Annotated in this window: 13 protein-coding genes; 5 read left to right on the forward strand and 8 right to left on the reverse strand. The window is 73.0% G+C overall.

What is annotated here, in order from left to right; all coding sequences use genetic code 11:
• Window positions 1-41 precede the first annotated feature (41 nt).
• The 4 genes from IPM45_04750 to IPM45_04765 form a co-directional block, all read right to left on the reverse strand.
• Complete coding sequence (locus IPM45_04750) at window positions 42-1703, reverse strand: ribonuclease J (protein MBK9178873.1); 1662 nt, start codon at window positions 1701-1703, stop codon at window positions 42-44.
• Between the two features lie 79 nt (window positions 1704-1782).
• Window positions 1783-2661, reverse strand: a complete 879-nt coding sequence (gene dapA, locus IPM45_04755; protein MBK9178874.1) for a 4-hydroxy-tetrahydrodipicolinate synthase — start codon at window positions 2659-2661, stop codon at window positions 1783-1785.
• The gene (locus IPM45_04760) at window positions 2661-3296 is read right to left on the reverse strand and encodes a MarR family transcriptional regulator (protein ID MBK9178875.1); all 636 of its coding nucleotides are present in this window, start codon (window positions 3294-3296) and stop codon (window positions 2661-2663) included. Before IPM45_04760 ends, dapA begins: the two co-directional genes overlap by 1 nt.
• Window positions 3297-3306: 10 nt before the next feature.
• Window positions 3307-4503 carry a beta-lactamase family protein gene (locus IPM45_04765; protein MBK9178876.1) on the reverse strand — a complete coding sequence of 399 codons (1197 nt, stop codon included), beginning with the start codon at window positions 4501-4503 and terminating at the stop codon, window positions 3307-3309.
• Window positions 4504-4614: 111 nt separating this feature from the next.
• On the opposite strand from IPM45_04765, the gene IPM45_04770 reads away from it, so the two are divergent.
• Entirely contained in the window at window positions 4615-5442 is an 828-nt protein-coding gene (locus IPM45_04770; protein ID MBK9178877.1) for a DUF2510 domain-containing protein, read from the forward strand.
• A 123-nt stretch (window positions 5443-5565) separates the two neighbouring features.
• Window positions 5566-6357 (forward strand): DUF2510 domain-containing protein, encoded by a 792-nt coding sequence (locus IPM45_04775; protein MBK9178878.1) that lies wholly within the window; start codon window positions 5566-5568, stop codon window positions 6355-6357.
• Window positions 6358-6421: 64 nt separating this feature from the next.
• Here IPM45_04775 and IPM45_04780 read toward each other — a convergent pair whose 3' ends face one another.
• The 4 genes from IPM45_04780 to IPM45_04795 form a co-directional block, all read right to left on the reverse strand.
• Window positions 6422-7549: a diiron oxygenase gene (locus IPM45_04780; protein MBK9178879.1), complete on the reverse strand. Its 1128-nt coding sequence runs from the start codon at window positions 7547-7549 to the stop codon at window positions 6422-6424.
• Between the two features lie 21 nt (window positions 7550-7570).
• The gene (locus tag IPM45_04785) at window positions 7571-8206 is read right to left on the reverse strand and encodes a TetR/AcrR family transcriptional regulator (GenBank protein ID MBK9178880.1); all 636 of its coding nucleotides are present in this window, start codon (window positions 8204-8206) and stop codon (window positions 7571-7573) included.
• A gap of 78 nt (window positions 8207-8284) precedes the next feature.
• The gene (locus IPM45_04790; protein ID MBK9178881.1) at window positions 8285-8878 is read right to left on the reverse strand and encodes a TetR/AcrR family transcriptional regulator; all 594 of its coding nucleotides are present in this window, start codon (window positions 8876-8878) and stop codon (window positions 8285-8287) included.
• A gap of 74 nt (window positions 8879-8952) precedes the next feature.
• Window positions 8953-10605 carry a long-chain fatty acid--CoA ligase gene (locus IPM45_04795; GenBank protein ID MBK9178882.1) on the reverse strand — a complete coding sequence of 551 codons (1653 nt, stop codon included), beginning with the start codon at window positions 10603-10605 and terminating at the stop codon, window positions 8953-8955.
• A 93-nt stretch (window positions 10606-10698) separates the two neighbouring features.
• On the opposite strand from IPM45_04795, the gene IPM45_04800 reads away from it, so the two are divergent.
• Genes IPM45_04800 through IPM45_04810 form a run of 3 tightly spaced genes read left to right on the forward strand, consistent with a single transcriptional unit; the run spans window position 10699 to window position 13006 of the window.
• A complete protein-coding gene (locus IPM45_04800; GenBank protein MBK9178883.1) occupies window positions 10699-11499 on the forward strand; it encodes a VTT domain-containing protein in 801 nt (266 codons plus the stop codon).
• Complete coding sequence (locus IPM45_04805; protein MBK9178884.1) at window positions 11496-12248, forward strand: SDR family NAD(P)-dependent oxidoreductase; 753 nt, start codon at window positions 11496-11498, stop codon at window positions 12246-12248. The genes IPM45_04800 and IPM45_04805 overlap by 4 nt, the downstream gene beginning before the upstream one ends.
• A complete protein-coding gene (locus IPM45_04810; protein MBK9178885.1) occupies window positions 12245-13006 on the forward strand; it encodes a dihydrodipicolinate synthase family protein in 762 nt (253 codons plus the stop codon). The genes IPM45_04805 and IPM45_04810 overlap by 4 nt, the downstream gene beginning before the upstream one ends.
• Window positions 13007-13027 lie beyond the last annotated feature (21 nt).

Raw genomic sequence — 13027 nt, forward strand, 5'->3', positions numbered from 1 at the left:
GGGGCGGCGCGAGGTGGCGCTCCCGGGGGGCCGGGCCGGGGCTAGGCCTCCATCACCACCGGCACGATCATGGGGCGGCGCCGCGTCCGCTCGGACACGAACCGCCCCACCGCCTGGCGGACGTGGCGCTGCAGGGCCTCGATGTCGCGGGTGCCCGCCCCGAAGGCGTCGTGCACGGCCTCGCGCACCTTGTCGGCGGCCTCGCCGAGGAGATCCTCGGCCTCGGGCGCGTACACCCAGCCCCTGGTGATCACCTCGGGTCCGGTGATGATGGCGCCGGACTCCACGTCGACACCCACCACGACCACCACGACGCCCTCCTCGGCCAGCACCCGCCGGTCGCGCAGCACGCCGTGCCCGACGTCGCCGACGATGCCGTCGACGTAGAGGAAGCCGGCCGGCACCCGACCGGCGAAATCGATGCCCGCGTCGGTCAGCTCCACGACGTCGCCGTCCTCGGCCAGGAGGATCCGGGCGTTGGGCACGCCCATCTCCTTGGCCAGACGGGCGTGGGCGGAGAGGTGGCGGAACTCACCGTGCACGGGCACGAAGAACTCCGGGCGCGTCAGCGCGAGGAAGAGCTTGAGCTCCTCGGCCTGTGCGTGACCGGTGGCGTGCACGTCGGAGACGCCGGAATGCACGACGTCGGCGCCGAGCCGCAGCAGCCCGTCGATGACCCGGTTCACGTTGTGCTCGTTGCCGGGGATGGCGTGCGAGCTGAGGATCACGGTGTCGTCGGCGGAGATCTTGAGCCAGCGGTTCTCGTTGGCGGCCAGCAGCGCGAGGGCCGACATGGGCTCACCCTGGGAACCCGTCGAGATCACGCACACCTCGCCCGGCGCCAGGTCGTCGAGCGCCTCGATGTCGACCAGGGCGTGGTCGGGGATGCGCAGGAGGCCGAGCTGGCGCGCCAGGCGGACGTTCTTCTTCATCGACAGCCCGAGGGTGGCGACCTTGCGCCCGGTCCCGATGGCGGCGTCGGCGATCTGCTGGATCCGGTGGATGTGGCTGGCGAAGGAGGCGGTGATGATCCGCCGGCCCGCGTGGGCGTGGAACAGCGCGGCCAGCACCCGGCCCACCGCGCGCTCCGAGGGCGAGTGACCCGACTCCTCGGCGTTGGTCGAGTCGGACAGCAGGAGCCGGATGCCCTGCTCCGAGGCGATGGCACCGATGCGGGCCAGGTCGGTCAACCGCCCGTCGACCGGCGTGAGGTCGAGCTTGAAGTCGCCCGAGTGCAGGATGACTCCCTGGGGGGTGTGGAAGGCGGTGGCGAACCCGTGGGGCACCGAGTGGGTGACGGGGATGAACTCCACGTCGAAGGGCCCGATCCGCCGCCGTTCGCCGTCGGCCACCGGGATCAGCTCGGTGCGGTCGAGCAGCCCTGCCTCGTCGATCCGGTTGCGCGCCAGGCCCAGGGTGAGCGCAGACCCGTACACGGGGAACGACGCCTCACGGAGCAGGTACGACAGGCCGCCGACGTGGTCCTCGTGCCCGTGCGTCGCGACGCAGCCGACGATCCGGTCGGCGTTCTGGTGCAGGTACGTGAAGTCGGGGAGGACGAGGTCGATGCCGAGCATGTCGGCCTCGGGGAACATCAGGCCGCAGTCGAGCAGCAGCAGGCTGCCGTCGAGCTCGAAGACGGCACAGTTGCGGCCGATCTCGCCCAGGCCGCCCAGGAAGGCGATCCGCACCGGTTGGGGCATGCCGGAAGGGTAGGCGCGCCGACCGCGGGGCCGGCACCTCACCTGCCGACGGCCGGACGCGGGGCCGTGGGGCGCCCAGTCAGCCGAGCGCGGCCAGGACCTCGCGGGCCCGGTCCTCGAGACCGGCGGGCGCAGGCCCGAGCGGGAGCCGGCACTCCCCCACCGCGTGCCCGAGGACCCGCATCATCGCCTTCGACGGGATGGGGTTGGGCGAGGCGTCACCGGTCTCGAAGGCGAACGACTCCAGCAGCGAGGCGTTGACGGCGCGGGCCTCCGGCACGTCACCGGCGGCGAACGCAGCGATCATCCGGCCGTGCTGGCGTGCCGTCCAGTGGGTGGCCACGCCGATCACACCGACCCCGCCGACGGCCAGCAGCGGCAGCGTCATGCTGTCGTCGCCGCTGTAGAGCTCGAAGCCGCCCGGCGCCCGGGCGAGCAGCACCGCCGACTCGGACGGGCTGCCCGCGGCGTCCTTCACGCCGACCACGTTCGGGACGTCGCGTGCGAGACGCAGCATCACGTCGGTGGCCACCTTGCGGCCGGTGCGGATCGGGATGTCGTAGATCACGATCGGGAGCGCGGTGGCCCCGGCCACGGCGCGGAAGTGCGCCTCGATCCCCGCCTGCGACGGCCGGCTGTAGTACGGCGTCACCACCAGGCAGCCGGCCAGCCCGCACCCCTGGGCCCGGCGGGTGAGCGCCACGGAGTGGGCGGTGTCATTGCTGCCGGTGGCGCCGATGCACGGCACGGTCACGGCCTCGGACACCGCTCGCCACAGGTCGAGCTTCTCGTCGTCGGTCAGCACGGAGCCCTCGCCGGTGCTGCCCGCCAGCACGAGCCCGTCGTTGCCCTGCTCGACGAGCCACCGGGCGAGCCGGACGGCGACGTCGAGGTCGAGGCGCCCCTCCTGGTCGAAGGGCGTGACCATGGCGGTGATCACCGCACCGAACCGCGCCATCAGTGCTGGCCCTCCTTGGCCCGCTCGATCCCCAGGGTGGCGAGCAGGTCCTCGTGCAGCTCGAACCACACCGTGTGGTACGAGTCGATGAGCGGCCGGGTGAACCACTCGAGCTGGCCGGCGAGCAGCTTCTCGAGCGCCCCTCGCAGCCGGACGGAGTACCCCCCGAACCGCTCGAGCCGCTCGCGCAGCGCAGCCACCACCGGGCGCACGCGGTCGTGGAGGGCGACGAGCCGGTCGATCACGGCCCGGTCGTACGCCGCATCGCTGTGGTCGTTGGCCAGCTGCTCGCCTGCCACCTCCCGCACCTGCCACGAGGTGCAGACGGCGAGCATCTCCCCGTTCAGCCCCAGGAAGGTGCGATAGGCGCCGTCGACCTCGGCCCGACAGCCCACCTGGTCGAGCTCCTCGGCGAGGAGCCGCTCGTGCTCCTTGCGGCCCGTGGGCGTGAGCGACCAGCCGGTGAGGCGACCCTCACGGTGCAGCACCAGCTCGTCGGCCTGGAGCTCGGCCAGCTGGCGGCCGACCTCCTCGACGGGGAGCGACGTCACCGAGCCGATCGCCTCGGGTCCCCCGAACCCCTTCAGCCGCAACCCGTGGAGGACGAGCAGACGGGGAGCGGACCGGTGCGACACGGCGGCCAAGTTACCAGCGGGTGTCGGGCGTCACCGTGGTGGGCTCGACGCCCCCCAGGCACCGCACGGCGGCCTCCACCAGGCCCTGGCGCCGGGGGTCGGTGACGGCGTGGCTCTGGCACTGGTTCATCAGGTAGCCGACGGCGAGCCCCAGCTCGGGGTGCGCGAACCCGAGCGACCCGCCGAGGCCGGCGTGCCCGAACGAGCCCGGACCGGCCATGGGGTTCTCGGCCGTGGGCAGCGAGAAGCCGGTGGCGTGGTGCATGTCGACGACGGGGTTCACCCGGTCCGGCCCGAGCACCTGCGTCGCCCGCGCCCCGTCGACGGTCTCGGCGCTGAGCAGGCGGACCCCGTCCACGGCACCGATGCAGGCCGCGTACAGCCGGGACAGCGAGCGGGCGGTGCACACGCCGTTGAGGGCCGGCAGCTCGGCCGCCCGGATCCGCGGGTGGTTGAGCGCCGCGATCGCCAGCGGCGGGTTGAGGAACGCCCGATGGGCCAGGCTGGTCGGGTCGAGGAGCGCCTCGAGGAGCGGGTCGGGCTCGCCCGCGGCGTCGTCGGTCACGGCCGGGAAGTCGAGCAGCGGCGCCACTCGGGTCTGCTCGGCCTCCGGGAGGCCGATCCAGAACTCGAGACCGAGCGGCGCCGCGACCTCGTCGGCGAAGAACCGGCCCACGGAGCGCCCGCTCACCCGGCGGATCACCTCGCCCACCAGGAAGCCGTACGTCACGGCGTGGTAGCCGTGATCGCTCCCCGGCTCCCACAGCGGCTCCTGGGCGGCGAGCTTCTCGACCACCGGCTCCCAGGCCAGGAACTCCGCGAGCTCGAGGGTCTCGCCCACCGCGGCCAGGCCGGCCTGGTGGGTGAGCAGCCACCGAACCGGGATGGCCGCCTTGCCCGCGGACGCGAACTCGGGCCAGTAGCGCGCCACCGGTGCGTCCAGGTCGAGCTGGCCCCGCTGCGCCAGGAGGTGGGCGCAGATCGCGACCGCACCCTTGGTGGTCGAGAAGACGAGCTGGAGGGTGTCGGCGGTGTAGGGCCGGCCGGTGGCGGGGTCGGCGACCCCGCCCCAGAGGTCGACCACGACCCGGCCGTGGACGTGCATGCACACGGCCGCGCCGATCTCGCCGTGCCGGGTGAAGTTCGTCTCGAACGCCTCCCGGACCGGCCCGAAGCCCGACTCGACCCAGCCCTCGACCACTCCCACGCGCGGACCTCCGACCCTGCCGCCCCCGGTGGGCGCCGCGCGAGACTGCCGACGGAGGGCCCGCTCCGCAACCGACGACGTGGCGCGGGGACCCGTGAGAGGGAGGTCGACATGACCTGGACCCCGCCAGCGGCACCGGGCTGGTACGCCGATCCGCTGGGCCGCCACGAACACCGCTACTGGGACGGCGCCGCGTGGACCGGGCACGTCGCGGACCAGGGCGCGACGGGCCTCGACCCGGCCGACGTGGCCGCGACCTCCGGCCCGGCACCAGGCGTCGGCACGCCCGCCGGCCCGCCTCCGACGGGGCCCCCGCCGGCCGGGCCCGGCGCGGCCGCCCCCACCGCCCCACCATCCCGCACGGGCCCGCCCGTCGCGCTGATCGCCGGGCTGGCCGTGGCCGTCGTGGCCGTGATCGGCATCGTGGCGTTCGTCGCGCTCCGGGACGACGGCAGCAGCGGCAGCAGCGCCAGCAGCAGCGCCACCGGCGGAACCGGCGTGCTCACCGGCGTGGTGCAGGAGGGCGTCGCCCCCGAGCTGCACCGCGTGCAGGTGCCCGACGGCGCCAGGCTGGTCGCGACCGCTCGCCCGAGCGCCGAGCTCGACGCCGACCTCCACCTCGCCGTCGACGAGGCCCTGCTGCGGCAGATGCTCGAGGAGTTCCTGCTGGAAGGGGTCGACGACCCCGAACAGGTCGCCGGGGACGTGCAGCGAGCCGTGGACGAGCTGCTGGACGGCACCTACGAGTACGACCCGGACCTGGGCGGCTACGTCCTCGACAACGAGGTCGGCGGCATGCCGGGCGACGTCGCGGTGCTCGACTCGGCCGACGCCGTGGTCGGCGGTCAGCTCCCCCTCCGCGCCGGCACGTACGTGGTGACGGTCACCGGCTACGACGGCACCGAGGGGAGCTACGAGCTCGAGATCGACATCCGCTGACGCGACAGGGGACCTCTCGTCCGGCCGCCTCTGCCGGCCGCGCGTCGTTCGGCGCGACACTGCAGGAGGGAGGCGTCGGTGCCCGGTGTTCTCGGCGCGTCCCCTCGATCCTGGGAGGTCGTCATGGCCTGGACTCCGACTCCGTCACCGGCTCCCGGCTGGTACCCGGACCCGCTGGCGCGCCACGAGCACCGCTACTGGGACGGGGCCGGGTGGACCGAGCACGTGGCCGACCAGGGCAGCACCGGGTCCGACCCACTCGGCGCGCCCCCGCCCACGCCCGCGCCCCACCCCGAGGCGACCCCGCACCCCGACCTGGCCCACCCGGTGAGCCCGCCGCCCTACCAGCCGGCCGGCGGTGCACCCCCGTACCAGCCGGGGGCCCCGGTCCAGAGGACGGGCCCCCCGGTCGGCCTCATCGTGGGACTGGCGATCGGCGCAGTGGTCGTGATCGGGCTCGTCGCCTATCTCGTGCTCGTCCGTGACGACGGGGGTGGTGGCAGCAGCGGTACCGGCACGTTCACCGGCCAGGTGGAGGAGAGCACGGCACCCGTGCTCCACCGGGTGCAGGTGCCCGAGGGGGGCACGATCGTGGCCACGGTGCAGCCCAGCGCCGAGCTCGACGCCGAGATCAACCTCGCCGTCGACGAGGGCCTCCTCCGGGCGTACGCCGAACAGCTCGCCGGCGAGGCCGGCATGTCGGTCGACGAGCTCGTCGACGAGGCCGAGTTCGACTCGGAGCTCGGCGGCTACGTGCTCACCACCGAGGACGAGGGCTTCGAGGGCGAGACCGACGTGCTCGACACGACCGAGGCCGAGATCGAGGGGGGCCTGATCGCCGGGACGTACGTCGTGTCGGTGACCGGCTACGGCGACACCACCGGCACCTACGAGCTCGAGATCGTGCTGCGCTGAGCGCACACGCGAGCGGGGCCGCCCCGGAGGGCGGCCCCGCTCGCGTCGTCCCGTCCGGTGCGGCTCAGGCGGTCTGGGCGCCCTCGACCTCTTCGCCCAGGGCGAACGAGGTGTACTCCTCGCCGGTGTCGGCCCAGTCCTCGAACTGGATGACGTTGATCTCCGCGAACCGCTGGCGCAGCCAGCCGTCGGCCGCGTCGAGCAGCCCGAGCTTCTTGCAGTTCGGCACGATCTTGGAGAACAGCATCTGCTGGAAGAGGCCGCGGGTCTCGTCCTGCAGGATGAACGGGATGATCTCCTTGGGCTTGATGCCCATGCGCTCCCACACCTCCTGCTGCAGGAAGCGGTCACGCATCCGCACCGCCGCCTCGAAGGCGAACTCCTGGCGCTCCCGCAGCTCGGCGTGCGACAGCTCCGCGTAGTACTCCTTCAGCGACAGGACGCCGAAGGCCACGTGGCGGGCCTCGTCGCTCATCACGTAGCGGAGCATCTGCTTCAGGAGCGGCTCGGTGGTCATCTGGTGCATGAAGCCGAAGGCGGCGAGGGCCAGGCCCTCCACCATGATCTGCATGCCCAGGTACGTCATGTCCCAGCGGCTGTCGGTGACGATGTCGTCGAGCAGCATCCGCAGGTGGGCGTTGATCGGGTAGTGGCCTGACAGCTTGGTGTCGAGGTACTTGGCGAAGACCTCCACGTGGCGGGCCTCGTCCATCACCTGGGTGGACGCGTAGTACTTGGCGTCGATCCACGGCACGGTCTCGACGATCTTGGCCGTGCAGATCAGCGCGCCCTGCTCACCGTGCATGAACTGGCTCAGGGTCCAGTTCTGGCTCTGGACGCCGAAGTCGATCCACTGCTTCTCGTCCCACTTGGCCACGGGCGAGTCGGCGTACAGCTCGGGGTTCTGCCCGATGCCACCGCCGGCGGCGAGCTGGTTGGCGACGACGACGGCCTCCTGGTCGACATCGGTGTCCCAGGGGAGATCGGTCTCGCCGTTCCACTGGCCGAGCTTCGCCTTCTCGTAGAGCTTCGAGAGCGCCGGGCGGCTGCGCTCGTAGTCCCACGTGAAGATGGCGTCGGCGTTGTCGCGCACGGCATGGACCACCGCGTCGACGTCGGTGTTCGAGATCGACAGGATCGCTTCGATGTCGTTGATCTCGGTTCGTCCGAGCAGGTCGGAGTAGTCGGCCATGGTGACGGGATCCCCCTTGGATCAGGTGGTGGACGGGACGGGACGGGACAGGTGGTCGGGCCCGGGCAGGCCCGGGAGCACGAACCGGCGCACCAGGCGGCGCGCCTCGGCCGGGTCGGCCAGATCGACCGACCCGTCGGACAGGTGGGCGAGCACGAGGCGCACGAGCCACTCAGCGGTGCGGGTGGCCGTGGTGGGGTCGAGGTGGGCCCGCAACCAGGGGCCGGCGAAGGCCGCGGCCCCTGCGAGCACCCGGTCGAGGCCCTCGAAGGAGAGGTGCGGCACCACGACCTCGGGCTCGTGGGCGAGCAGGGACTGCAGCGGCTCGCTGGCCCGCAGCCCGGCCGTGGTGGCGCTCACGGCCGCGACGAGGAGCCCCTCCAGGTCGGCGGACCGATCGAGGGCGGCCGCCACCGCCACCTGCAGCCGCCCGACCTCGCTGGCGACCATCGCCGCGAGGAGCGCGTCACGACCGCCCGGGAAGGCCCGGTACACCGTGGCGCGCCCGCAGCGGGCCTCGCGGGCGATGTCGTCGACGGTGGTCTTGGCCAGGCCCCAGCGCGCCACGCAGCGGAGCCCCGCGTCGACGACGCGCTGCTCGAGGTCGGACTCGGCGTTGGCGCCCGAGCGATGATCGGCGAGCGCGATGGGCCCCATCTCGCAAGACACTAGGGCTCGTCGTGTCTCATCGTCCACGCGAGAGAGAGTGACGTCGGTCACAGAAGCGACGTTCGGTCACCGAGGACGATCGGGCTCGCCCTCCAGGACACCGCCCAGGAGCTCGGTGCGCACCAGCCGATCGACCTCCACCGGGTCGGTCAGGTCCCAGGACCCGCTCGACCCGATGAACGACAGGATCATCCGGGCCAGGTAGTCGGCGGCCGCGGTGACCGACACGCCGGGCCGGAGCCGCTCCCGCTCGAGGTAGGGGACGAGGAACGCCGCGATCAGCGGCAGCACGCGGTCGGAACTCACCGACAGCTGCGCCAGGAGCCGCTGGGGCTCCCTGGCCAGCACCTCCTGGAGGACCTCGTGGCGGAGCAGGGCCTGTCGGGCGAACAGCAGGCCCTCGCCCAGCATGGTCGGGAAGTCCGGCGTCCCCGCCACCGCGTCGCGCAGCTCGAGGAAGAAGAGGTCGACCTGCCGGTCGACGGTGGCGCGGATCAGCTCGTCGCGCCCGCCAGGGAAGAGCCGGTACACGGTGGCCCGCGACACCAGCGCCTCCTGCGCGGCGTCCTCGACCGTGGTGCGGGACAGGCCGTCCCGGGCGATGCACGCGTAGGTGGCGGTGAGGATCCGCTCGCGGGTCTCGTCGCTCGAACCGGGCACCGCTCCAGTATCGGCCGCGGCGGCAGCCCCGTGGTGGGGGAGATCGAGGAACGGGGTGGGGACCCCGTGACCGCTCAGCCCGGCGGCAGCGCGTAGTCCTCGAAGCGGGCCCGCAGATCCTTCTTGGAGAACTTGCCCACCGACGTCTTGGGCACCTCGTCGATGAACACGACGTCATCGGGCAGCCACCACTTCGCGACCCGGGGTCCGAGGAACTCGAGGAGCTCGTCCCTCGTCAGGTCCTCGCCGGGCTTCACCACCACGCAGGCGAGCGGCCGCTCCGACCACCTCTCGTGGGGGACCCCGATCACGGCGGCCTCGGCCACCTTGGGGTGGGCCATGATCTCGTTCTCGAGCTCGACCGAGCTGATCCACTCGCCGCCGCTCTTGATGAGGTCCTTGGTCCGGTCGACGAGGCGGATGTACCCCTCGGCGTCGACCGTGGCCACGTCGCCGGTGCGGAGCCAGCCGTCGTCGGTGAACGAGTCGGACGACCCCTCCAGCCGGTAGTAGGCACGGGCGATCCACGGCCCGGCAACCTGCAGCTCGCCGCTGGTCTCGCCGTCCCACGCCAGCATGGTGGTGGTGCCCGGCTCGACCACTCGGAACTCCACGCCCACGGGCACCAGCCCGACGGTGGAGCGCAGGTCGGCGAGCTCGGCCTCCGGCCGGCCCCGCAGCGTGCTCTTGACGGTGCAGACCGCCGCGATGGGGCTGGTCTCGGTCATCCCCCAGGCCTGCAGGATCGGCATGCCGATCTTCTCCCGGTAGGCCTCCGAGAGCACCTTCGGCACCGCCGAGCCCCCGCACGGGATCGCCCGCAGGTGCGACACGTCGCGGCCCTCGAGCTCGGGGAGCACGCCCATCCAGATCGTCGGCACACCGGCGGCCACCGTGACCCGCTCCTGCTCGATGAGCGTGGCGACCGCCCTGGGCGACAGGTCGGGCCCCGGCATCACCAGGGTGGCACCGGCGGCGACGCCGGCGTGGGCGAGGCCCCAGGCGTTGGCGTGGAACATGGGCACGACCGGGAGGATGACGTCGCTCTCGCGCGCCCCCAGCGAGTCGGCCGTCATCGCCTGCAGGGTGTGGAGGAACGTCGACCGGTGGGAGTAGACGACACCCTTCGGGTTGCCGGTCGTGCCGCTCGTGTAGCACATCGACGCGGCCCGGTCCTCGTCGGCCACGTGGAAGTCGACCGGTGCGGCCGCCCCCAGCAGCGACTCGTAGTCGTGCACCTGGATGGCGTGGCGAGCGCCCTGCACCTGTTCGCCGGGGCGAGCCGGCAGCTCCCCCTTGCCGTCGTCCATCAGGACCAGGTGGCGCACCGTGTGGAACGACGGGATCAGCGGCCACAGCAGGGCGGCCAGCGACCGGTCGACGAAGACCACCTCGTCCTCGGCGTGGTTCACGATGTACGTGAGCTGGTCCGGGAACAGGCGGATGTTCAGCGTGTGCAGGATCCGGCCCGTGCACGGCGCGGCGAAGTACAGCTCGAGGTGACGGGCGGTGTTCCACGCGAACGTGGCAACCCGGCCGTCGGCGGCGATCTCGAGCCGGTCGAGCACGCCGCCGAGCCGCCGGGTGCGCTCGGCCCACTGCCCGTAGCTCTCCCGCTCGATCCCCTCGCCGGTGGCGGTGACCACCTGCTTGGCCGGGAAGAGCCGCTCGGCCCGGTGGAAGAAGTGGGGCAAGGTGAGCGGGTAGTCCTGCATCAGGCCCTGCATCGGTACGTCCCCCTCGTGCGGTCGATGTGCGTGACGCAGCGTAGGCGCCCGCCACCCGCCGGGCGCTCGGAGCCGCACCGGTAGGCTCACCCCGTGGCGAGCACCACCGTCGACCGGCGCAGGCTCGCCCTGCTGGTGGTGCCGATCATCCTCCTCGTGATCGCTGCCAACGTCGGCACCGCCCTGGCCCCCACCCTCGTGGTGAACCACCCGGTGTGGCTGCTGGTGCTCGACTCGCGCAACCGGCACCTGCTGCTGGTCGCCGCGGCCGGTGTCGACCCCGTGCCCTTCTTCGTCGTCGGCTTCTTCCGGCTGCTGCTCTCCGACCCGCTGTTCTTCCTGCTGGGGAGGTCGTACGGGCAGCCGGCCCTGCGGTGGGCCGAGCGGCGGCTCGGGTCGAGCGGCTACGTCGCCTTCGTGGAGCGCGCCTTCGCCAAGGTGGGCCCGGCCCTGGTGGCGATCATGCCCAACAACCTCATCTGCCTGCTGGCCGGCACCGCCCGCATGCGGGTACGCACGTTCTTCATCCTCAACGCGGCCGGCACGGTCGCTCGCCTGGCGCTCATCTGGTGGCTCGGCGGGCTGTTCGAGGAGCCGCTCGACGCCGTGCTCCGGTTCATCCAGCGCTACCAGTGGTGGCTGGTGGCCGCATCGGTGCTGTTCGTGGTGATCCAGGCGACGATCCAGCAGCGCAAGGGCGAGGGCGAGCTCGAGACCGTCGAGCGCATGGCCGAGGAGCTCGAGGAAGCGGCCGACGAGCTCGAGGCCGAGGTCGAGCTCGACCACGTGGCCGACGAGCTCGGTGTCCCCGGCGCCCCCATCGAGGGCGCCCGCGGGCGGCCGCGGCCGGCGGCCGGTGAGCGCGCCGGCCCGGGAGGGGTGGAGGGCGGATGAGCACGAACGGATCGCGTGGCGTGGCGGTGATCACGGGCGCCTCGGCGGGCATCGGCGCGGCCACCGCCCGCCGCCTGGCGGCCGAGGGCTTCGACGTGGTCGTGGGAGCACGCCGCCTCGAGCTGCTGCGTGCGATGGCCGACCGCATCGGCGCCCGGGCGATGCCGCTCGACGTGTGCGACCCGGTGTCGGTGGCCGCTTTCTGCGACGCCGTGCCCTCGTGCCGGGTGCTGGTGAACAACGCCGGTGGAGCGCTCGGCCTCGACCCGATCGAGCGGGCCGACGAGGAGCAGTGGCGCTGGATGTTCGAGGCCAACGTGCTCGGCACGCTGCGCGCCACCCAGCACCTGCTGCCCAAGCTCGAGGAGAGCGGCGACGGGCACGTGGTGATGGTCGGCTCGATCGCCGGCCTGACCACCTACCCGGGAGGTGCGGGCTACCACGCCGCCAAGTACGCGGTGCGGGCCTTCACCGAGACCCTCCGCCAGGAGCTGCTGGGCCGACCGATCCGGGTCACCGAGGTCGATCCCGGGATGACGGAGACCGACTTCAGCGTCGTCCGCTTCGCCGGCGACGAAGAGCGCGCGTCCCGCGTGTACGCCGGCGTGGAACCCCTCACCGCTGACGACATCGCCGACTGCATCGCGTGGGCGGTCACCCGACCCTCGCACGTGAACATCGACCAGATCGTCGTGAAGCCCCGCGACCAGTACAGCGCCACCAGGGTGCACCGGAGGGAGAGCCCGTGAGGGAGCCCGTGTTCACGGGGGTCGCCGCGGCCCTCGTGACCTTCTTCGACGACGCCGGCGCGGTCGACCACGGCGCCACCGCCCGGCACGCCGCCCACCTGGCCGACCGGGGAGTACGGGCCGTGCTGGTCGCGGGCACCACCGGCGAGGCCGCCGCGCTGGGCGCCGACGAGCGCCTCGAGCTGCTCGACGCCGTGCGCGAGGCACGGCCCGAGGGTGTGGCCGTGCTCGTCGGCACGGGTGGCCTCACCCTGCCCGAGGTCGAGCACGTGGCCGACCGGGCCGGCGCCCTGGGCGCCGACGGGGTGCTGGCCCTGGCCGGCCCGGCCGACGCCGATCACGCGGCCTTCTACGCCGCGGTCGCCGGCGCGGCCGGCGACGTGGGCGTGCTCGCGTACCACTACCCCGCGGTCGGCGGCGTGCTTCCCCTCGAGGCCCTCCCCCACCTGCCGGTCGTCGGGCTCAAGGACTCGACCGGCGACCCCGAGCGCCTCCTCGGCGAGCTCGAGGTGTTCCACCACCCGGTCTACGTCGGGTCGTCGTCGATCGTCGCCTACGCCGGCCTCCTCGGCTGCGCCGGCGCGATCCTGGCGGCGGCCAACCTCGAACCGGAGACGTGCGTGGCCGCCTTCGAGGGCGACGGCGCGGCCCAGCGAGCGCTCCTCGGGGCCCACCGGATCGTCGGAGCAGACTTCCCGCGCGGCCTCAAGGCCGAGCTGGCCCGCCGCTACGGCACCTCCGCGACCTGCCGGCTCTGAGGGGGCAGGCGATCGGCCCGG

Source organism: Acidimicrobiales bacterium (assembly GCA_016716005.1).
In the GTDB taxonomy this organism is placed as follows: Bacteria; Actinomycetota; Acidimicrobiia; order Acidimicrobiales; family JADJXE01; genus JADJXE01.